The following is a 20,185-nucleotide window of genomic DNA, read 5'->3' as shown; positions in this document are numbered from 1 at the left end:
GCCAGGACACTCAACAACACTCCCTCCGACGTCCCCTCGTTCACGCGCCCCGAGGAACAAATCCGGGCACTCCCGTTTCCACCACTGCGTTCAATCGGATGCTTGTCGTGATGCGATCTTTCATCTCCTGCATGGCGTCTTGCGGCAGCAAGGAAATGTCGAAGTTCTCCCTGATGTGAACAGGATTGGTCGACGTGGTCAGGAGTGCCGTCCCGCGCTGCACAGCCCAAGCCAGCGCGACTTGCGCTGGGCTTTTGCCGACACGCTGGGCGATGGCCTTGATCACCGGATCGCCCGTTATTCTTGGTTCCATGCCATGACCCAATGGCGCGAAGGCGAGCAGCACGATTCCATGTTGCTGACAGAACTCGAGTAGTTCCCATTCGGGAAGATAAGGATGGCACTCGACCTGAACCACCGCGGGCTTGATGCGTGCGACCGCGACGATCTCTTTTAGCTTGTCCAGAGTGATGTCGGACAGTCCAATGCACCTGCACCTTCCCTCATCCACGAGACGCTCCATCGCCTGCCACGTTTGAACCAGCGTTACTCCCGAGTCATAGATCGGCTCATCATGTTCGTTCATCGGATACTGTTCGTCGCCGGGCTGGAAGGCAAAGGGCGTATGGATCAAATAGCAATCAAGGTAGTCGAGCTGAAGACGACGAAGGCTTGCTTCGAACGCAAGCTTGACTCGCTCGGGGCGATGATTGTTGTTCCATAGCTTCGTGGTGACGAAGAGCTCCTCTCGGCTGACCGTCCCGGCATCAAAAGCCTCCCGCATCGCTTCGCCGACCACGTCTTCGTTGCGATAGACCTCTGCGCCATCGATGTGACGAAATCCGACCTCCAACGCGACTTTGACGGCTTGCTTGGTCGCGATGGCATTGGGAATCAACGTGCCGAATCCGACGGCAGGGATCGCTCCAGCGCCATGGGCAAGTGGAATGCTCGTATTACAAAAACATTCAAGGCGATGCATATGTGTTCTCTCTTGCCGTAAGCCATCCACGGCACTGGCGACATGTGACGCAGCCGGTCGAGATGCTGGATGAAAGGTACTCAGGCAGGCGTTCATTGTTTCTCACGGTAAGCTACTCTCTTCGCAAAAGCGCCGCTGGAATGGCACACCATGGCCATCCGTGCTCTTTCCGGCAGTTCGCGGGCCGACCCGAGAAAGCGTGCGCAGGGAGAACTCGAGTGGTTCAAAAAGAAACTGCGCTGATCAGCTGGCCAGGCACCCCGTTGTCACGTGCGTTCTTCGATCGGCCCGCTCCCACGGTGGCGCCACAATTGCTCAACAAAATCCTGGCAGCAGCGGATGGCCGGGCGGGTCGCATTGTGGAAGTCGAGGCCTATGTCGGTGCTATCGACCCAGCGGCGCATACGTACCGGGGAAAGACGCCACGGAATGCGACCATGTTTGGACCACCGGGACATATGTATGTCTATTTCACCTACGGTATGCACTGGTGCTGCAACTGCGTGTGTGGCCATGAGGGCGATGGTTGCGGTGTGCTCATCCGTGCGCTGGAACCCCTCCACGGGCTTGAGCAAATGCGCGCGGCACGCCCACGGGCGGCGCGTGATCGTGATTTATGCCGTGGACCAGGTCGCTTGACTCAGGCGATGGGTATCAGCGGTACCCAAGATGGGATTGATCTGGTTGGCGCCCATGATGGCTTTACCGTCGTCAGCGATGGCATGGCTCCTCCCGAAGATCTAGCGGGCGGGCCTCGTATTGGCATCAGACTCGGCAAGGATCTCCCATGGCGATGGCGTGTGCCTGGCAATCGTTATGTATCAGGTGCATAGCCTCTCGCTCTGGTTTCCAAACTTGCACAAACAGTCGCGTCACCGGCCGTCAACGTGAACTCGATTTTTGTTGGCGTTCGAGCGGCTCTTCACATGATCGATGAAAGCTCGCAGCTTCGGCATGATTTGCCGGCGGCTGGGATAGTAGAGAAACACACCCGGTGCCATCGGCGCGAACGGCTCCAGCACGCTTACCAGTTTTCCCGCTCTCACTGATTCGGCGGCAATCGGCTCAGGCACTTGGGCAAGACCCACACCTTCGACGGCCGCACTGAGCATGGTGGGAAAGTCGTTAGCGATGAAAGGGCCCGATACGGCCATCTCGATCGCGTGGTCGCCATCCTTGAGCGACCATGGTGCAAGCGCGCCGTTGGATCGTCGCAATCTCAAGCATGCGTGCTGGCGCAAATCGTCCGGGCACTCGGGCCGGTCTCTGCGGGCGAAATAGGCGGGGCTACCGACAATCACGAAGCGAAACGGCAGCGTCATCGGCACCGCGACCATGTCGGCGTCGATGAACTGGCCCATTCGAATGCCGGCATCAAACCCTTCGGTTGCGAGATCGACTAGCTTTTCGCTCGCGGCGATTTCCACCTCGATCTCGGGATAGGCCTGGCAGAAGGATGCGATCAGCGGCTCCAGCAAGATCGGCACCACCGAGCGCGGCACCGTGAGGCGCAACAATCCGGCCGGCCGCTGTCCGAGTTCACGCGCAATCTCGCTTGCGGCGACCAGCTCCTCGAAGGCGGGCTTTGCGCGCGAAAGGAATCGTTCGCCCGCTTCGGTCAGGCCAACACTACGCGTTGTGCGTATGAAGAGCGTTGCGCCAACGCGTGCTTCGAGTACACGTATCGACTGACTAATCGCCGACGTACTCACCCCAAGTTCCGCGGCCGCTTTGCGAAAACTTCGGTGCTGGGCAACGCTTAGGAACGCCTCGACACCGTCGAGCGCGCCTTGCCTGACTGTGAAGTTCTGCTTCATGGCTCATCAACATTATCGCGAATAGTCGCTCACTGAAAGCGATGGTACGTTTGATTCGCAAATCAGGAGTCCTGCCGATATCGAGACCCATGATCCGCATAACTACTTGAGGCCCTAGAGGAATCTTGCAATGACCGACGTACTTGATGGCGTGCGCGACCACTATCGCGCGCTCGGTCTGACCGAGCGCCTGAAGACGGTGCTTACTGCCCTAGGGCCTGAGGATCAACGGCTCACGCCCCAGCAACTGGGTGCTCTCGATCAGTTTCACACCCGCGGACTCGCCGCGACTGCCGAACTTGCCACATTGGCTGGGATCACCGCTGACATGTCGATTCTGGATGTCGGCTCGGGCGTCGGCGGACCGGCGCGCTTTCTGGCTGAGACCTACAACTGCCTGGTTACGGGCGTCGACTTAAGCGAACCATTTGTCGATGCCGCGCGCTATCTGACCGAGCGCACAGGACAGAGCAAGCAGGTGTCGTTCCAGACCGCCAGCGCGTTGAAGCTTCCCTTTGACGACCACCGTTTCGACGTCGTGCTGCTGCAGCATGTGGCGATGAACATCGCCGACCGGGCGCAGCTCTACCGTGAGATTCGACGCGTGCTGAAGTCAGGCGGAAAGCTTGCGACCTTCGACGTCGTTTTGAACAGCGGCGAACCACATTATCCCGTTCCCTGGGCGCGAACGCCGGCAACGAGTTTTCTTCTAACAGCGGCCGCAACGCAAGACGTGATCGAACGTGCCGGTTTCCGCACACGGGTTTGGCAAGACGACACTGAGACCGCCAAGGCCTGGATCACCCAACTGCGCACGTCGGGACCACCACCTTCGCCCAATCTCGGTGTGGTGATGGGGCCGGACTTTGCGCAGCTTGCCAGCAACTTGGGGCGAAACCTCATGGAGGGACGGCTCGGCGTCCTAACCGCCGTGTTCGAGGCTGCGTGAACTAACAACAGATAGGAGGCAATATGTCGCCGGAAACGATCTTTCGATTGCATCTCGTTTTAGGCTATGTCGCGTGGCTGCTTTGCTTCGGCGCGTACGTCAGACCCAAACTTATGTCGATGGACCGAGTCGACGCGCTACGAGCCATTGCTACGGTGCACAGCTTCCGCTTCTTCGGGCTCGTCTTCATCCTTCCAGGCGTCGTCAGCCCCAACCTGCCCGCTAGCTTCGCTACATTCGCCGCCTACGGCGACTTCGCAACCGGTGTGTTGGCCATCCTGGCGCTTCTCACGGTAAGGATACGCCCGCTCTTTTGGCTGTTCGTCGCCGCCTTCAATCTGATGGGGATAACTGACCTCATCCTCGACTATTACCACGCTATACAAGTCGATCTTCCTGCGCGTGCGGGAGACTTAGGCGCCACATACGCGATTCCGATCATCTATGTGCCTGTGCTGATGATCACGCATGTCGTCGCATTCTATTTGTTGGTACGTCCTCAGCCCAAGACGATGCGGAGCCTCGCCAACGATGCAGCGGCATCTTAGATCGGCGGGCAGATTGGAGCGCGCATCGGATTGCACGAGGTCTTCTTTGCAACGGGTTTCTTGCTGGTGCTGTGTGCCGGACTCAATCAGTGGGCTCTCTCTCGGGCCACCGGAAAATCGGGCGCATAAGCGCCCGATAGTCAAAGCAACCTCCGACTGATGGCTGTATTGCAGATCAGTCGTGAGGCAACCGATTCTTGACACCCAGTACGTCAATCGATTCGATCGTTGGATTTGTCGCGAGCAAATCTCCGGCCTTCGCCATCAAAGCCTGTGCAATGGGGCCATTAAGGTGTGCCTGCCGGTCCTGCTCGCTTGCGAACGCGTCGAAGATGCCGAAGGTGGAGGACGAGAGCTGCAGCGCAAACCAGATCGGTGTGGTGGCCTCTTCATTTGCCATGGCCAGACCGGCAGCGAGGAATTGCGCTACGGCCTGCTCTTTTCCCGGCTTCGCTTCGAGCCGGACGAACAATGCATGCTTGATCATCTTGTTTCTCCAAGGGCTGCGTGGAGGTCTCCCCGCAATGGAGGCCACTGTACAAACGCGCTCCCGCGGCAAATACTGACAAGATTGACAATATCGATATCAATCGAGCCATGAAAGTTACCGTTCTTGCTTTGGAGCACGTGTTCGATACGGGTCTCGCTACGGTGTTGGATACCCTCGACACCGCCAACGAGCTGGCGCAGGTAACGGGCATGCCCACCCCACGCTTCGAAGTCACCATCGTGGGTGTACGGCCACAGGTGCATAGCGCGCGCGGGCTACAAGTACCAGTGCATGACATCTGCGACGCACCCACTCCTGAATGGGTCATCGTTCCTGCTCTCGGCTTCAAGATGCCTGATCAGCTCGTTCCTGGGCTTAGTAGCGACGATGTTGTCGACGCACTGCCCGTGCTGCGTGCGTGGGCGAAAGGCGGCGCCCGTATCGCTGCCGCGTGCACTGGCACTTTTGTACTCGCTGAAAGCGGCCTGCTTGACGGACATGAAGCCACGACGACGTGGTGGCTCTCGCCGTTGTTTCGCCAACGTTATTCCGACGTGCGACTCGATGCGCATCGTATCGTCGTACCCAGTGGCGCTGTCTTGACGGCAGGCGCGGCGCTCAGTCATCTCGACCTGGTACTTTGGCTCATTCGTCAAAACAGCCCTGAACTTGCCATGCTGACGGCAAAGTATCTGGTATTCGATACGCGCCCATCGCAGTCCGCTTATGCCATTACCGACCACCTCGCGCATGCCGACCCGCTAGTGGAACGTTTCGATCGCTGGGTGCGTGAACGGCTCGATACGTCGATTACGCTCGACGCCGCCGCCGATGCCCTGGCAACCAGCAAGCGCACCTTGTCGCGACGTTTGAGCGATGTGCTTGGCAAAACACCTATCGAGTACATCCAGGATCTACGCATTGAACGTGCCATCCACCTGCTCAAAACGAGTAAGCACAGCGTAGATCAGATCGCCGAGCAAGTTGGCTACGCGGACGGCGTTACGCTCCGAACGCTACTGCGTCGACGGATTGGTAAAGGCGTACGCGAAATACGAATGCTATGAACAATGCCGTTTCCCTTCCAGCGAGTCCGTGGCGACAGGGCTCGCGTCGCGGCTATCAAGTAAATCGCTATCAGTAGTCACTTTGGACTAGATATGAAAGCATTCTTGCATAGGTTAGCGATAACTGGCGCAGGCATCGACAGCGCCGCGCGGAACAGATCCCCGCGCCATCCTTCGCTATCTAGAGCCTTCGCGGTCATCATGCTGATACTGGCTACGGCGCTATGCATGGCACCGGCACACGCCGAAGATGGATACGAGCTATGGCTGCGTTATCACCCACTCGCCGCCGAACAGGCAACTATCTATCGGAGCCACGCCACACAACTGATCATAGGCTCCGCGACGCCGACGCAGACCGTCACTCGAGAGGAATTGCAACGCGGTCTGGGTGGGATGCTCGGACGTGCTCCGCCATTGTCGGATGCTGTAACGAGCGATGGCGCGATCGTCGTCGGTACGCCAGCTTCGTCGCCACTCATCGCACGCTTGCGGCTGGATACCAAGAGTCTCGGTAACGAAGGCTATTTGATTCGCAGTATCGTCGTGAATGGTCGCGCAGCGACCGTCATCGTCGGCAATAACGATATCGGAGTGCTATACGGCGCGTTCCATTTTCTACGTCTATTGCAGACCAATCATCCTGTTGATCATCTGGACCTGCACGACTCGCCACGTGTGAAGGTGCGCGTACTCGACCACTGGGACAATCTCGACGGCAGCGTCGAACGCGGCTATGCCGGCGCCTCGATCTGGGATTGGTTCAAGCTTCCGGACTGGCCCGCTCCGCGCTACACCGATTACGCGCGCACCAATGCCTCGATCGGCATCAACGGTGTGGTTCTCAACAACGCCAACGCCAATTCCCAGATTCTGACGCCAACGTATCTGGAAAAGGTAGCGGCACTCGCCAACGTTTTTCGTCCTTATGGCATTCGCGTTTATCTCAGTGCTCGCTTCAGCGCGCCGATCGAGCTTGGTGGACTGAAGACCGCCGACCCCTTCGATCCACAAGTACAACGTTGGTGGCGCACGAAAGCCGACGAGATCTACAAACTCATCCCGGACTTCGGCGGCTTCCTCGTCAAAGCGAATTCGGAAGGCCAACCGGGTCCGCGGGATTACGGGCGCACCCATGCGGATGGAGCGAACATGCTCGCCGATGTGCTCGCCCCGCGCGGCGGCATTGTCATGTGGCGCACATTCGTTTATTCACAAGCGAATCCGGATGACCGCGCCAAGCAGGCTTACGACGAGTTCAAGCCGCTCGACGGCCACTTCCGCGCCAACGTGCTGTTGCAAGTCAAGAACGGGCCGATCGACTTCCAGCCAAGAGAGCCTTTCAGCCCGCTGTTCGGCGCCATGCCAAAGACCTCGCTGATGATGGAGTTTCAGATCACCAAGGAGTATCTCGGCTTTGCCACACATCTGGTCTATCTGGGCCCTTTGTACGAGGAAGTGCTGTCAGCGGACACGATGGCGCATGGCAAAGGATCTACCGTGGCAAAAGTGATCGACGGCTCGTTGGATAACCACGCCTTGACTGGCGTGGCGGGTGACGCGAACGTCGGCTCCGATCAAAACTGGTGCGGTTCGGATTTCAACCAGGCCAATTGGTATGTCTTGGGTCGAATGGCATGGAACCCCACGCAGTCGTCGCGCCTCATCGCCGAAGATTGGGTAAGAATGACCTTTACCAACGACCAAGCCTTCGTCAAACCCGTCGTCGACATGATGATGGGCTCTCGTGAGGCTGCGGTGGATTACATGACACCGCTTGGCCTGCATCATCAGATGGGCCCCGGCCATCACTACGGCCCGGCGCCCTGGGATGCCAGCGAGTCGGAGGCCGATTGGCGGCCCGTTTACTATAACCGCGCTGACAGCGATGGCATCGGCTTCGACCGCAGCAGCACCGGCAGCGATGCCGTTGCCCAATACGCACCACCCATCGCTGCGCAATTCAACGATGTTAAGCAGACGCCCGAGGAACTCTTGCTCTGGTTCCATCACGTCCCCTGGGACTATCGCATGCGTTCCGGCCAGACGCTGTGGTACGAGTTGGTGGCGCATTACACGCACGGTGTCGATGACGTGCAGCAGATGCGCGAAACATGGCGTCATCTCAATGGCTATATCGACCCCGAGCGCTACCAGCAGGCCGCGGCTTTCCTGGCGATCCAGGAAAAAGAAGCGCAGTGGTGGCGCGATGCCTGCATCGCCTACTTCCAAAGCCTATCCCAACGCCCACTACCGCCGGGCTTCTCGCCGCCACAGCACTCGCTGAAGTACTACGAGTCCCTTTCATTTCGCTACGTGCCCGGTTTCTCATCATGGTGATCTCTCTTGCAAACGGTGTAACGCACCTGCGTTCCACCAAGATGGCTGAACTACACTACGACGAACGTGGCAACATCGAGAGCCTTCATCCGCATGCAAAGTAATCCCGGTCAAACCGTGTTGCCACGCGACGATGCGCAAAGCCCATTCGCACCCGGCCCGCTATTGCGAATCGCACATGGTGCGCTCGCCGTCGATATCGCGCCCTTGGCGGGCGGACGTATTGCGCAGATCTTCGTTGACCGTGTTGCATGGTTGATCGGGCACGATCACGCCAATGAAGCGATGATCGCGTGGGGCAGCTATCCGATGCTCCCGTGGGCGGGACGCATTCGTCATGGTCGCTTCCGGTTCCGCGGGCACCGTTACCAGCTCCCGCTCAACCTGGGCGATCACGCGATACACGGCGTGGCATTCGGGATGCCGTGGGAAGTCGCCGAACAATCAAGCAACCACGTAGCGCTCTCACTGTCATTGCCGGAGGACGAGCGCTGGCCATTTGGCGGCAACGCCACTCAGCACATCGAAGTAGGCGAGAACCAATTGCGGATGGCACTGACATTGACGGCCGGCGAGCATCCGATGCCTGCATCCATCGGATGGCATCCGTGGTTCCAGAAACCCGACCGACTGGATTTCGAGCCAAGCGGTTTCTACCCGCGCGATGCCGAGGGCATCGCCACCCTCCCCTTGGCGGAACCACCGTCAGCGCCGTGGGATGACTGCTTCATCAATAACAAGCCCGTACTCGTCCATCGACACGGACAATGCGTTCGACTTACATCCGATTGCAGCCACTGGGTGGTTTACGACGAAACATCGCATGCCACCTGCGTAGAACCGCAAAGCGGTCCACCCGACGCATTCAACCTTGCCCCGGAACACTATCTCGCGCCGGGATCGTCCATCTCCGCCTGGTTTCTGCTGGAGTGGAAGAAGGCGTAAGCGGAGGCTTCATCCGATTCTTGCCGCTAGCGCAATAAGCAGCAGCCCTGCCGCGACGATGATGGCTCCGATGGCTTGCGCAATGCGCTCACCGGCCGGCGCGAGACGTTCGATGGTGATGGCTGCCGTCACGACAGCCATCGCTCGCAAGTTCATCACGCCGGTGACAAAAAGGATCATCGTGGGGCCGGCACAGCAATAGCTGCAGTGCAGACCGAGTTGCAGGCCGTGTCGCAAGGCCGCGCTGACACCCGCCGGCAATCTAGCGCAGCATGTCGGTGCCTCTCGGCAACAGGCAAGGTGATGGGCCTTCCACTTGGTGAACTGGAGCGCGCCAGCAACCAGTACAACCACACCGACTGCGAACGGAACGGAACGCGCCAGCGCCGGCAGCTCCGTCTCCATCGTCGCCAGCGCGACACCCAGCACAAAGACGACCATACCGAGCACGGTCCAAACGAAGAAGTAACCCATGGCCACGAGCGCGGTCAGCCGAGCGAGGCGCGTCTCACTTGTTCTGCTGACGGCCTGGCGATAGCGCGACAGCATCGGCACCAACGATGGCAGCATCATCGCTGCCATCATCGCCACCCACATCCCGAGGAACGAGATCGCAGCGCCCGGCCATGCCTGTCCGGGCATCCGCATCCACGTCATCGACATCGTCCAGCCGCCGGGCATCGGCATGTCGCCCATCGACGACATGGACGCGCACCCTGCGATCGTCGCCGCCGCGCTGGCAGCAAAGAGCAACGCGGAGACACCGAAAAATGCCTGCTGGGAAATTCGCTCGGAAGTCATGCGCGTGAAATCTCCAGATCCTCGGTTGCATTACGACAACGACGACGGCGCTCAGCTCTTGTTGTACTCGTCGTGACGACGCCACCAGACGCCCGGCTCGTTGCGCCCCAAAGGCGCGCGGTCGAGCCACTGGTACATGCCCCAGACGCCGTCCAGGCCGCGCGCATAGGCGGAATAGGTGTGGTACACGACGCCGTCCTTGAGCGTGAATGCACTTATGCCAGGCTTCTCACGCGTGTAAGTATTGACATCGGTTTCGCATGCGGCTGCGAACTGGACGACAGGCTCGGCTCCGCATGTGGCTGCGGATGGGGCGACGGGCTCCGGGACCGATGTTTCATCCATCGCGTGGCCCCCACGCCGGTAGTTGTATTCGATGCGTCCTTCGCGCTGCTCGTCCTCCGTGAACGAGACATTGAAGTCGAAGTTGAAGTCGCCAGCGCTCGACGATACCCATGGAAACGTCCATCCCATCCGCCGTTTGTACGCTTTCAGTTTTGCAAGCGGCGCTCGCGACACCGCTGAAAATGCGACATCGTGGTTTTCCAGGTGGACAACGATGCCGTTGAAACTGTCAGCGATCGACGAACAGGACGGACATCCCGCTTTGTAGTCAGGCCCGAACATGAAGTGATAAACAAGCAGCTGCGAGCGCCCTTTGAAGAGGTCTACCAGCGAAGCGCTTCCGTCGTCGGTGTCGAATCGATACGTCTTGTCGATCCGAACCCACGGCAACTCCTGCCGCTGCAGCGCCAGCTCGTCGCCGCGCCGCGTAAACTCTTTCTCGGCCTGAAGCAGCTTGACCCGAGCTGCCAGCCATTCTTCGCGTGTTCCGGTTCTGTGATTTGTCATCGCTTCTCTCCTTCTCAAACTCAGGCGGCGACTGGCGCGTTGCGCACGTAGTCGGTCATCTGGTCGCGCAAGGCAGCTCGGAATGCAGGCCGAGCCTCGCAACGCTTGACGTAGGCATCGAGCAATGGGAATTCGGCCACCAGATCCGTATGCCGGATGAACCTCAGCGCGGTTGTCATCAGAATGTCGGCTGCCGTGAAACGACCCAGCAGATAGTCGCGATCGTCGAGCCATTCGGAAAGCGCGGCCAAGCGAAGCTTCACTTCTTCGACCGCCCCAGCACGTCGCAGCTTTGTCCATTCCTCGCCCTGATGCAGCTGATCCAGCACGAAAAGATTCCAAAGCGGCGGTTCGACGGTATTGAGCGCACCGAACATCCAGGTGAGCGTTTCGATGCGCAGACCGGGATGCATAAGCTTGTCGCATTGTTCGGCAATGGCATAGACGATGGCGCCCGATTCGATCAAGGTTCCTTCACTGGATTCGAGAACGGGCACCATGCCAAAAGGATGTTTGCGCCGATAGGCTTCGGTGTTTCGCTCCTCGATACCGACCCACCGGCTTTCATAGGGAAGCCCCGCCTCTTCGAGCGCCCAACGCACGCGCAGATCGCGCACAAGCCCTTGGGCAAAAGGCGGCACCCAACTAAAGCCCCACACAGCAATCTTTTCCATGTCGTTTCTCCTCACATTCACGTCTGGTCGGTGCCGGTTGTCTCCGGCGCGTTGGTTGGTGTTCGTGAGATAGACTGCGACCGGACCATCGAAGGGTGGGAGTGACAAGTGTGGCGCGATTGAAATGAGCTCGCCTAAATGGACTCGCTGATCACGGCCGCGGCACGCGCACTCGCGGCAGGTGACCCCCTCGGCGCATTGAAGCGGGTCGCCTTGCGCGACGACGCGCCCGCGCTCGCGCTTCGTGGCATCGCGATGGCGCAGCTCGGCGATTTCGTTCGGGCGAAGGCGCTTGTGCGAAGTGCGGCGCGTGCCTTCGGTCCGAAAGAAGCGGTAGCTCGCGCAAGGTGCGTCGTCGCCGAGGCCGAGATCGCACTGGTGTCGCGCGACCTCGGCTGGCCGGCGAAGGCACTCGACGCCGCGCAGGCGACGCTCGAAGCGCACGGCGACCGTGCGAACGCCGCGCATGCGCGATATCTACAGGTTCGGCGCCTTCTCCTGATCGGGCGCCTCGACGAGGCCGAACGCACGCTCGCCGAACTCGACCCCACGCCCTTCCCGCCTGCATTAAGAGCCTCGCACGAGCTCGTTGTTGCGGGAATCGCGATGCGACGTATCCGCGCGAAGACGGCGCGCGCAGCACTCGTTCGGGCGGAGTACGCCGCGCATCAGGCCGCTATCCCTGCACTGACGGCGGAGGTCGAAAGCGCATCTCTCATACTAGACACGCCCGCGGCGCGCCTGATCGTACGCGGCGAGGAACGCCTTCTCCAGCTTGAGGAAGTTGAAGCGTTACTGGCGTCCAAAGCGCTTGTCGTCGACGCGTGCCGTCATGTCGTGCGCGAAGCACGCACGGTAGTTCCTCTCACGACGCGCCCGGTGCTGTTCACGCTCGCACGCGCGTTGAGCGAAGCATGGCCCGGAGAGGTACCTAGGGATGTACTCGTTGCGCGAGCATTCCGCGCGAAGCACGCCGACGAATCGCATCGCGCCCGATTACGCGTCGAAATCGGGCGGCTTCGCACGCTGCTTCGCACGCTCGCCGACGTGAGCGCGACGAAGCAAGGGTTTGCGTTGGTGCCGCATCGCGCACGCGACGTGGTCGTGCTCGCGCAGCCCGTCGAAGAGAAAAACGCGGCCGTATTCGCCTGCCTCGCTGACGGTGAATCGTGGTCGAGCTCGGCCTTGGCGCTTGCGCTTGGCGCCAGTCAGCGTACCGTGCAGCGGACACTCGATGCGCTTGCAGCCGCAGGCAAGGTGCAGTCGCTGGGTCGCGGGCGGGCACGCCGTTGGATGACTCCGCCCGTGCTGGGATTCACGACGACCTTGTTACTCCCCGCTCCATTGCCAAGTGACTAGGATGGACGCATGAAACGAACAAAAGCCGAAGTCGTCCGCGAATATGGCCCCTTTCCGGGTATCGACCGCGTGGGTGGGGTGACCTACGACGGACAGCGAGTCTGGTTTGCGGCCGGAAGCAAGCTGCAAGCGCTCGATCCAGCGAGCGGTAAAACGCTGCGCTCGATGGATGTCGCCGCGCACGCAGGAACGGCCTTCGACGGCCAGCACCTGTTTCAAATCGCCGAGGATCGCATCCAGAAGATCGATCCGGAGACCGGCCGTGTGCTCGCCACGATCCCGGCGCCCGGCGGCGGCGGTGACTCGGGTCTGGCATGGGCTGAAGGTGCGCTTTGGGTAGGGCAGTATCGGGAACGAAAGATCCATCAAATCGATCCCGAGACAGGGACGATTCTCCGCACTATCGAATCCAACCGCTTCGTCACCGGAGTCACTTGGGTTGAAGGAGAACTCTGGCACGCTACCTGGGAAGGCGAGCAGAGCGAGCTGAGGCACCTCGATGCTCGAACGGGAGAAGTATTGGAGACGCTCGAGATGCCGCCGGGAATCCTCGTATCGGGACTCGAGTTCGACGGTCGCGACCAGTTCTTCTGCGGTAGCGGCACCAGCGGGAAGGTAAGAGCCGTCCGGCGCCCTAAGCGAGACTCCGCGAGCAAGTAATCGAAGCGGCCCTCGCGGGCGAGCTGCTTCCCACCAGACATCATCGCACCCAGGCACAGAGGCGACACTTTGAGCGCGCTGCGTCCCAAACAATGGTAATCCGCGAGTGTTCGCCGTCTAGGCTTGTACTTCTTCAAAGACACGCCGGGCAATCGATACGGCAGAGCTGGCCGTGGGCCAGCCCGAATAGAACGCGAGATGAGTCATCAGCTCGATGAGTTCTTCTCGGCGGACACCATTCTCAAGTGCCTTCTTCAGATGGAAAGGTAGCTCGTTGGTGCGATAAAGCGCGACCAGACTCGCCACAGTGACCAAACTTCGGTCACGCGGCGAAAGCTCCGGTCGCTGCCAGACATCCCCAAACAGAATCTTGTCGGTGTAATTTGCCAGCGCCGGAGCGATGTCGCCGAACGCGCCGCGCGCGACAGTGGGTTCGTTAGCCATGATGCAGTCTCCGTGCAGGATGGAAGGACGTATCGTCAGAGTTCTTGCTTGGTCGGACGGAACAGTATCTCGTTCACATCGACGTCTTCCGGCTGGCTCATGGCGAAAACCACCATGCGCGCGAAGGATTCGGCAGGGATCGCATACCGTTCATAGAACGCTGCGACACCCTTGGCGACGTCAGGCTCAGTGACGCTGGTGGTTAGTTCCGACGCTACTGCACCAGGCGAAATAACCGTGGTGCGAATGTTGTACGGCTTCACCTCCTGGCGTAGTCCCTCGGAAATCACGCGAACTGCGGTCTTGGTGGCTGCGTACACCGCACTTGCCGGCCCCACCTTGTGGCCTGCCACCGATGAGACATTGATGATGTGGCCGCTCTTCTGCTCTTTCATGTATGGAAGTGCGGCAGCGATGCCATAAAGAACACCCTTGATGTTCACATCGATCGTGCGGTTCCAATCTTCAACCTTGCCGCGCTCGAGTGGCGAATGCGGCATCAGGCCGGCATTGTTGAGGATGACGTCGACACGTCCATAGGTTTGCACGGCGGCATCGACCAGCCGTTTGACTTGCTCGACATCGGTGACGTCGGTCTGGACGGCCAATGCCTTGGCGCCGCTGGCGGACAATTCGGCGGCCAGCGCCTGGATGCGATCGGCTCGCCGTGCGCCGAGCACAATGCTGGCGCCTTGCGATGCCAGCATTCGGGCTGTCGCCTCGCCGAGGCCGCTGCTTGCGCCGGTGATGACAACTACTTTGTTCTCGATACCTTGTGTCATGACTTTGCTGTCCTGAATGTTTTTCCGAAGCGTGTTGCCGGATCTGTTGAATCGCGACAACGACGCTGATCTTTACTGCTTAGCGATTCGTCATTTGCTCGAGCCGCTCGGGATACCGATCGCCCAGCACCGTGATCTTTGACGCGGCGTCGTGGATCTCCCGCATATCGTCGGGCGTGAGTTCGACGACCGTCGACTTGATGTTTTCGTCCAGGCGTCCGAGTTTCCGCGTGCCTGGAATCGGCACGATCCACGGTTTCCGGGCCAGCAACCAGGCGAGCGCAATTTGCGCAGGTGTTGCGTGCTTGCGCTTCCCAATCACGCCGAGCAGGTCGACCAGCGCCTGGTTGGCTTTACGCGCTTCCGGCGAAAAGCGCGGGATGGTGTTGCGGAAATCAGTACTGTCGAACTGGGTGTTTTCGTCGATCTTGCCGGTGAGAAAGCCCTTGCCCAGCGGGCTGTAGGGCACGAAGCCGATGCCGAGTTCTTCAAGTGTCGGCAGCACTTCCGCTTCGGGGCGCCGCCACCACAACGAGTACTCACTCTGCACGGCGGTGATCGGTTGAACGGCGTGCGCGCGGCGGATGGTCTGCACGCCGGCTTCGGAAAGACCGAAGTGTTTCACCTTGCCTTCCTGGATCAAATCCTTCACCGCACCCGCCACGTCCTCGATCGGCACATTCGGGTCGACACGATGCTGATAAAACAAATCGATGGCATCGATCTTCAGGCGCTTGAGCGACGCCTCGGCCACTTTTTTGATCTGCTCCGGCCGGCTATTCAGGCCTATCCACGGCGGGCCGGCGCTGGGGTCGAGATTGAAACCGAACTTGGTGGCGATGACTACGTGATCGCGAAGCGGCGATAGCGCCTCGCCCACCAGTTCTTCGTTGGTATACGGACCGTAGACTTCGGCGGTGTCGAAGAACGTAACGCCGTGTTCGACCGCTGCGCGCAGGAGCGCGATCATCTCTTTCTTATCTGCCGGCGGGCCATAGGAAAAGCTCATACCCATGCAGCCCAGGCCGATGGCCGAGACTTCCAGATGGCTGTTGCCCAGTGTTCGCTTTTGCATGATGACGTCATCCTCGAAAGGCAGTGATAGCTCTGCTGTGCGGAGACCTTAGCGCCGCGGCGCTATGCGATTAAGTGGTATAAAGCGCATGGACCTATGAATTGGGCTCATCAATGCCCCGCGAAAACTTTAGCGATCTACTGGCCTTCCTTGCCGTTGCGCGCGAGCGAAGCTTCACCAAGGCCGCTGCGAAGCTTGGCGTGTCGCAGTCCGCGCTCAGCCACACGATCCGGGCACTGGAAGAGCGCCTTGGCATCCGACTGTTGACCCGCACCACGCGCAGCGTCGCGCCAACCGAGGCGGGCGAACGTCTGCGCGCTGCCATTACTCCACGTTTCGAGGAGATCGAAGCCGAACTCTCGGCGTTGAGTGAGCTTAGGGATAAACCCGCCGGCAACATCCGCATCACGGCAGGCGAGCACTCAGCGAGTGCGATTCTTTGGCCTGCACTAGAGAAACTGTTGCCGGACTACCCGGACATTCATGTGGAAGTCGTCGTCGACTACGGACTGACCGACATCGTCGCCGAACGCTATGACGCCGGTATTCGACTCGGTGAGCAGGTGGCGAAGGACATGATCGCCGTGCGTATCGGCCCCGACATGCGTATGGCCGTGGTCGGCGCGCCTTCCTACTTCGCAAGGCGAAAGCGCCCCAAGGCGCCACAGGAATTGACTCACTACGACTGCATCAACCTGCGCTTGCCAACTTACGGGGGAATCTACCCGTGGGAATTTGAAAAGAACGAACGCGAATTGCGCGTGCGTGTCGAAGGGCCATTGGTGTTCAACAACCTCGCCCTAAGACTGCAAGCCGTTCTGGCCGGATCGGGCCTGGCTTATCTGCCCGAAGACCAGGTGCGGACACACATCGACGATGGACGGCTCATCCGCGTGCTTGCCGACTGGTGCCCGCCCTTCCCGGGTTATCACCTCTACTACCCGAGCCGCCGGCAGCCTTCGCCAGCATTTACTCTGCTGGTCGATACGCTGCGCTATCGCGCTTGATGCGCTGACGTGCGGTGTGGCTGGGCTTTGATGCCATCGGGCGATCAAACCTTGGGCTTTGTGTAGATTCGGGTGGCTCAAAGCCACCCGAATGAACCAAAATGCCCGCGCAGGGTATGGACGTATACGCGAAGGGCACGGAGCCCCGGGAGCGGCCATGCACGACAGGCAGGCGGATACGGCAAAGCGCGGCGATGGTGCCTCGTCTGAGGAAGAGGCTGCCCTGCTTAGCCGCGTGGCTGCGGAAGAAATGGATGCCTTCGACAAGCTCTATCGCATCTACCAGCCGCGCCTGCAGCGCTTTGTGCGCGGCATGACGAAGCAACCGGCGCTGGTCGAGGAAATTATCGACGACACCATGATGGTGGTCTGGCGCAAGGCGTATACCTTCAATCACACCGCGAAGGTATCCACCTGGATTCTGGCGATTGCTTATCGCCAATCACTGAAAGCGCTCAAACGATTCGGTGAACCGGCGGATGTCGATTCCAGCGAGCACATCGACACCACCACCGTCGGCCCCGACGACGCATTGCAGCAGCAGGAATTGCGCAAGCATCTGGACGACGCGCTCGGCACGCTCTCGGCCGAACAGCGCGCGGTGATGGAGCTTACCTACTACTTTGGCTACGGCTGTCGTGAAATCGCCCAGATCATGGGTTGCCCGGTCGACACCGTAAAGACGCGAATGTTTTATGCGCGGCGCAAGCTTAAAGCGTGCTTGGCGTCGCGCCGGGAGGCCATATGAATGGTCGGATCATCAAGTTTGAAGGTTCGGTGCACGCAGAAGCCGATCGCCTCTTGCCATGGTGGGTCAATGGAACCCTGCCGGAAGACGAGCGCATACAGGTGGAGCAACACCTGACCGAATGCGCGCAATGCCAACGCGAAGCATCATGGCTGCGCACGTTACAGGATGAGTACATCGGCAATGAGGCGACGTCGGGCGACGTAGCGCCGACGATGCATCGTTTGCGTCGTCGAATGAAAGCGGAAAATGCCAAAACTGTCTTGCCGTCGCCCTCTCCTTCCGTGTGGATGCGTCACGGCCGACGACTTGCGTGGCTGGCTGCTGCGCAAGCGGCGCTGATCCTCGTGCTTGGCGTAGCACTGTTTCAGAATCGGCAACCCGTCTATCACACGCTGAGCGCGCCGAGCAGTGGGGGCGCGTTGTTAGTCGTGGTGTTCGACCCGCACATCAGCGAAGCGCAATTGCGTCAGCTGGTGCGCGCCAGCGATGCACGCATCGTGGGCGGCCCGACCGAAGCCGGCGCCTATCTGCTCAGGGTACCCGGTGAACGCGCGAGCGCCGCGCAAAAAATGCTGCATGGCTCCACTGAAGTCACCATGGTGGAAAACCTGGAAGCGGGCGGGAGCGAATGATCAGATCCTGGCCATCGGTCATCGTGCTGTGCGTGCTTGGCCTAAGCGGCTGCGCGTCGGTGAGATCGACAGCGCCCGTAGCCCGGTACGAAACGGGTGCGGAACAATCGCAAGTTCTGGTCATGTTGCGCGTTGCGCCGCCTCACTTGCGTGCGGCGGATGGCTACGTCGGCAACTACGCGGCGACGCCCGATGAAACGGCGCGAAAACACGTTGCGCGGCAACTGGCGCATGAATACGGCTTGCAGCTCGTCAGCGGCTGGCCGATGCCTGCGCTTGGGCTCGATTGTTTTGTCATGCGTGCAGCTCCAGGATTGTCGACGCAGCAAATAACTCAGACGCTGTCGCAGGATTCACGGGTGGAGTCGGTCGAACCCATGCAGCTGTTTCACGTGCTGGGGAAAGGCGACCCGCTTTATCGGCTGCAGCCAACGGCCACGCAATGGCACCTGGCCGAACTTCATGCAACCACCACGGGCAGGAACGTCACCATCGCCGAGCTCGACAGTGGCGTGGACACATCGAATCCGGATCTGACAGGTCAGGTAACGCAGACGCGAAACTTTGTCGACGATGGTGTTTACCGTGCCGAGATGCACGGCACGGAAGTCGCGGGCATTATCGTCGCCCGTGAAGGTAACGGCGTGGGCATTGCGGGCGTTGCACCCGATGCACGCTTGCTCGCCCTGCGTGCCTGTTGGCAATCATCGCCAGACAACGCTGCGGCAACATGCAGCAGCTTCACGTTGGCGAAGGCCTTGCAGTACGCCTTGGATAGTCGCGCAAAGATATTCAACCTGAGTCTTGCCGGCCCGCATGACCGCTTGCTCGAACGTCTCCTGGATATCGCGTTGTCACGCGACATCACGGTGGTCGGTGCGGTCGATGAGGCAGCGACCGACGGCGGCTTCCCGGCATCCTATCCCGGCGTATTGGCGGTCGCTGATGAGCGCGCCCAGTCATTGGTTATCAGCGACGCGCTGCGCGCGCCTGGCGAAGACATCCCCACGACTCAGCCCGGCGCGCGGTGGAACTTCGTCACGGGTTCGTCGTTCTCGGCGGCCGAAGTCAGCGGATTGGTTGCCCTGGTTCGGCAGCTTTCGCCCGATATCACACCAGCACAGCTCCGCGACAGCTTGAATGCAAAAACTGCGCTAGGCTTGGTCGCAATGCGGCCAGCCATGATCGATGCATGCGCGGCCGTAGCGCGAGTAAGCGGAAGTTGTACGTGCAACTGCGCTACGGCCAATGCTTCCATCTCGGTGCCGCGCCGATGAGAACGCCCCGTGTTACGAGCTGTCGTGGCAGTCGCTCTCACCTTGTTCGTGATGCAGGCCAGGGCGCAGGTCACGGGCAGCGCGACGCTGGTTTCCGATTACCGTTTTCGCGGGGTTTCTCTCAGCGATGACCGGCCATCCGCTCAATTGGCATTTGACTACGACCTGCCGGCAAGCGGTTGGTATGCGGGAGGTGTGATGTCCACCGTGCGACTCGATCCGACTCAAGCGGCACAGCTTCTCGGTTACGCGGGATTCGCGCAGCGCCTGCTGCCCGATCTGAGTTGGGAAGCGGGGGTGCGATACACGGGATTCACGGGGCATGAATCTTATGCGTATGCGGAAACCTACGTTGGCCTCACCTACAAGCAGCTGGTCGGCCGCGTGTATTACGCGCCGGATTACTTCAACGCCGGCTATCCCGCGCTGTATGCGGAACTCAACGACAGCCACACGCTCTCGGGGCCGTGGTACGTGTTCGGACACGTGGGCTATCTACGCCGTGGCGGCGATGTAGCGGACGACCACGTCAGCCGCTTTCGTTCCGACATCCGCATGGGCGTCGGCCTGGCGCTTGCGCCGTGCGACATGCAACTGAGTTGGTCGACGGTTTATGGCGCAAACAACTATGTCTTTGGCTATCCGGCAAGCGCGGGTGTAACTCGCAACGCCTGGATCGTCAGCATTTCCTATGCGTGGTGACGATATCGACACTTGCGCCTGTGACAGGCAT

The 20,185-nt window shown here is 60.1% G+C and carries 22 protein-coding genes; 13 read left to right on the top strand and 9 right to left on the bottom strand.

From position 1 onward, the window contains the following. Nucleotides 1-40 precede the first annotated feature (40 nt). Complete coding sequence (locus QQL64_RS02040) at nt 41-982, bottom strand: aldo/keto reductase (protein ID WP_284395513.1); 942 nt, start codon at nt 980-982, stop codon at nt 41-43. A 218-nt stretch (nt 983-1,200) separates the two neighbouring features. Between QQL64_RS02040 and QQL64_RS02035 the strand changes: the two genes are divergently transcribed. Further along, nucleotides 1,201-1,815, top strand: a complete 615-nt coding sequence (locus QQL64_RS02035) for a DNA-3-methyladenine glycosylase (protein WP_284395512.1) — start codon at nt 1,201-1,203, stop codon at nt 1,813-1,815. 39 nt (nt 1,816-1,854) lie between these two features. Here QQL64_RS02035 and QQL64_RS02030 read toward each other — a convergent pair whose 3' ends face one another. Beyond that, entirely contained in the window at nt 1,855-2,799 is a 945-nt protein-coding gene (locus QQL64_RS02030) for a LysR family transcriptional regulator (RefSeq protein ID WP_284395510.1), read from the bottom strand. Nucleotides 2,800-2,929: 130 nt separating this feature from the next. Between QQL64_RS02030 and QQL64_RS02025 the strand changes: the two genes are divergently transcribed. After that, a complete protein-coding gene (locus tag QQL64_RS02025; protein WP_284395508.1) occupies nt 2,930-3,748 on the top strand; it encodes a class I SAM-dependent methyltransferase in 819 nt (272 codons plus the stop codon). 23 nt (nt 3,749-3,771) lie between these two features. After that, nucleotides 3,772-4,296, top strand: a complete 525-nt coding sequence (locus tag QQL64_RS02020; RefSeq protein WP_284395507.1) for a hypothetical protein — start codon at nt 3,772-3,774, stop codon at nt 4,294-4,296. A gap of 175 nt (nt 4,297-4,471) precedes the next feature. Here QQL64_RS02020 and QQL64_RS02015 read toward each other — a convergent pair whose 3' ends face one another. Next, the gene (locus tag QQL64_RS02015) at nt 4,472-4,783 is read right to left on the bottom strand and encodes a putative quinol monooxygenase (RefSeq protein WP_284395505.1); all 312 of its coding nucleotides are present in this window, start codon (nt 4,781-4,783) and stop codon (nt 4,472-4,474) included. A gap of 110 nt (nt 4,784-4,893) precedes the next feature. Between QQL64_RS02015 and QQL64_RS02010 the strand changes: the two genes are divergently transcribed. From QQL64_RS02010 to QQL64_RS02000, 3 genes are all read left to right on the top strand, one after another. After that, on the top strand, nt 4,894-5,853 hold the full coding sequence (locus tag QQL64_RS02010; RefSeq protein WP_284395503.1) for a GlxA family transcriptional regulator: 960 nt from the start codon (nt 4,894-4,896) through the stop codon (nt 5,851-5,853). Between the two features lie 201 nt (nt 5,854-6,054). Then, nucleotides 6,055-8,193 carry an alpha-glucuronidase family glycosyl hydrolase gene (locus tag QQL64_RS02005; protein ID WP_284395501.1) on the top strand — a complete coding sequence of 713 codons (2,139 nt, stop codon included), beginning with the start codon at nt 6,055-6,057 and terminating at the stop codon, nt 8,191-8,193. A 93-nt stretch (nt 8,194-8,286) separates the two neighbouring features. Continuing rightward, complete coding sequence (locus QQL64_RS02000; protein ID WP_284395499.1) at nt 8,287-9,138, top strand: aldose 1-epimerase; 852 nt, start codon at nt 8,287-8,289, stop codon at nt 9,136-9,138. A gap of 9 nt (nt 9,139-9,147) precedes the next feature. On the opposite strand, the gene QQL64_RS01995 is transcribed toward QQL64_RS02000, so the two are convergent. Genes QQL64_RS01995 through QQL64_RS01985 form a run of 3 tightly spaced genes read right to left on the bottom strand, consistent with a single transcriptional unit; the run spans nt 9,148 to nt 11,465 of the window. Next, the gene (locus QQL64_RS01995; RefSeq protein ID WP_284395497.1) at nt 9,148-9,939 is read right to left on the bottom strand and encodes a DUF2182 domain-containing protein; all 792 of its coding nucleotides are present in this window, start codon (nt 9,937-9,939) and stop codon (nt 9,148-9,150) included. 51 nt (nt 9,940-9,990) lie between these two features. Further along, nucleotides 9,991-10,791, bottom strand: a complete 801-nt coding sequence (locus QQL64_RS01990; protein WP_284395495.1) for a DUF899 domain-containing protein — start codon at nt 10,789-10,791, stop codon at nt 9,991-9,993. A 20-nt stretch (nt 10,792-10,811) separates the two neighbouring features. Continuing rightward, nucleotides 10,812-11,465, bottom strand: coding sequence for a glutathione S-transferase family protein (locus QQL64_RS01985; protein ID WP_284395493.1), 654 nt, complete (start codon nt 11,463-11,465; stop codon nt 10,812-10,814). A gap of 138 nt (nt 11,466-11,603) precedes the next feature. On the opposite strand from QQL64_RS01985, the gene QQL64_RS01980 reads away from it, so the two are divergent. Further along, on the top strand, nt 11,604-12,824 hold the full coding sequence (locus QQL64_RS01980; RefSeq protein WP_284395491.1) for a helix-turn-helix domain-containing protein: 1,221 nt from the start codon (nt 11,604-11,606) through the stop codon (nt 12,822-12,824). 9 nt (nt 12,825-12,833) lie between these two features. Further along, a complete protein-coding gene (locus QQL64_RS01975) occupies nt 12,834-13,484 on the top strand; it encodes a Vgb family protein (RefSeq protein WP_284395490.1) in 651 nt (216 codons plus the stop codon). Between the two features lie 117 nt (nt 13,485-13,601). Here QQL64_RS01975 and QQL64_RS01970 read toward each other — a convergent pair whose 3' ends face one another. The 3 genes from QQL64_RS01970 to QQL64_RS01960 all read right to left on the bottom strand — a co-directional run bounded on the left by QQL64_RS01970 (nt 13,602) and on the right by QQL64_RS01960 (nt 15,785). After that, the gene (locus QQL64_RS01970; RefSeq protein WP_284395489.1) at nt 13,602-13,928 is read right to left on the bottom strand and encodes a carboxymuconolactone decarboxylase family protein; all 327 of its coding nucleotides are present in this window, start codon (nt 13,926-13,928) and stop codon (nt 13,602-13,604) included. Between the two features lie 35 nt (nt 13,929-13,963). Further along, on the bottom strand, nt 13,964-14,710 hold the full coding sequence (locus QQL64_RS01965; RefSeq protein ID WP_284395487.1) for an SDR family oxidoreductase: 747 nt from the start codon (nt 14,708-14,710) through the stop codon (nt 13,964-13,966). 79 nt (nt 14,711-14,789) lie between these two features. Continuing rightward, nucleotides 14,790-15,785, bottom strand: coding sequence for an aldo/keto reductase (locus QQL64_RS01960; protein WP_284395486.1), 996 nt, complete (start codon nt 15,783-15,785; stop codon nt 14,790-14,792). A gap of 113 nt (nt 15,786-15,898) precedes the next feature. Here QQL64_RS01960 and QQL64_RS01955 point away from each other — a divergent pair, with 113 nt between their 5' ends. The 5 genes from QQL64_RS01955 (at nt 15,899) to QQL64_RS01935 (ending at nt 20,154) form a co-directional block, all read left to right on the top strand. Next, nucleotides 15,899-16,792 carry a LysR family transcriptional regulator gene (locus QQL64_RS01955; protein WP_284395484.1) on the top strand — a complete coding sequence of 298 codons (894 nt, stop codon included), beginning with the start codon at nt 15,899-15,901 and terminating at the stop codon, nt 16,790-16,792. A 157-nt stretch (nt 16,793-16,949) separates the two neighbouring features. Continuing rightward, a complete protein-coding gene (locus QQL64_RS01950; RefSeq protein WP_284395483.1) occupies nt 16,950-17,540 on the top strand; it encodes an RNA polymerase sigma factor in 591 nt (196 codons plus the stop codon). Beyond that, nucleotides 17,537-18,175, top strand: coding sequence for a zf-HC2 domain-containing protein (locus tag QQL64_RS01945; RefSeq protein ID WP_284395481.1), 639 nt, complete (start codon nt 17,537-17,539; stop codon nt 18,173-18,175). The genes QQL64_RS01950 and QQL64_RS01945 overlap by 4 nt, the downstream gene beginning before the upstream one ends. After that, complete coding sequence (locus tag QQL64_RS01940; protein WP_284395479.1) at nt 18,172-19,452, top strand: S8 family peptidase; 1,281 nt, start codon at nt 18,172-18,174, stop codon at nt 19,450-19,452. Before QQL64_RS01945 ends, QQL64_RS01940 begins: the two co-directional genes overlap by 4 nt. A 24-nt stretch (nt 19,453-19,476) precedes the next feature. Further along, nucleotides 19,477-20,154, top strand: coding sequence for a TorF family putative porin (locus QQL64_RS01935; protein WP_284395477.1), 678 nt, complete (start codon nt 19,477-19,479; stop codon nt 20,152-20,154). Nucleotides 20,155-20,185: the final 31 nt, after the last annotated feature.

The organism is Dyella lipolytica, from assembly GCF_030160075.1.
Classification (GTDB): domain Bacteria; phylum Pseudomonadota; class Gammaproteobacteria; order Xanthomonadales; family Rhodanobacteraceae; genus Dyella_B; species Dyella_B lipolytica.
The sequence above is the reverse complement of the archived record's forward strand: the minus strand, read 5'-3'. Positions and strand labels throughout refer to the sequence as shown.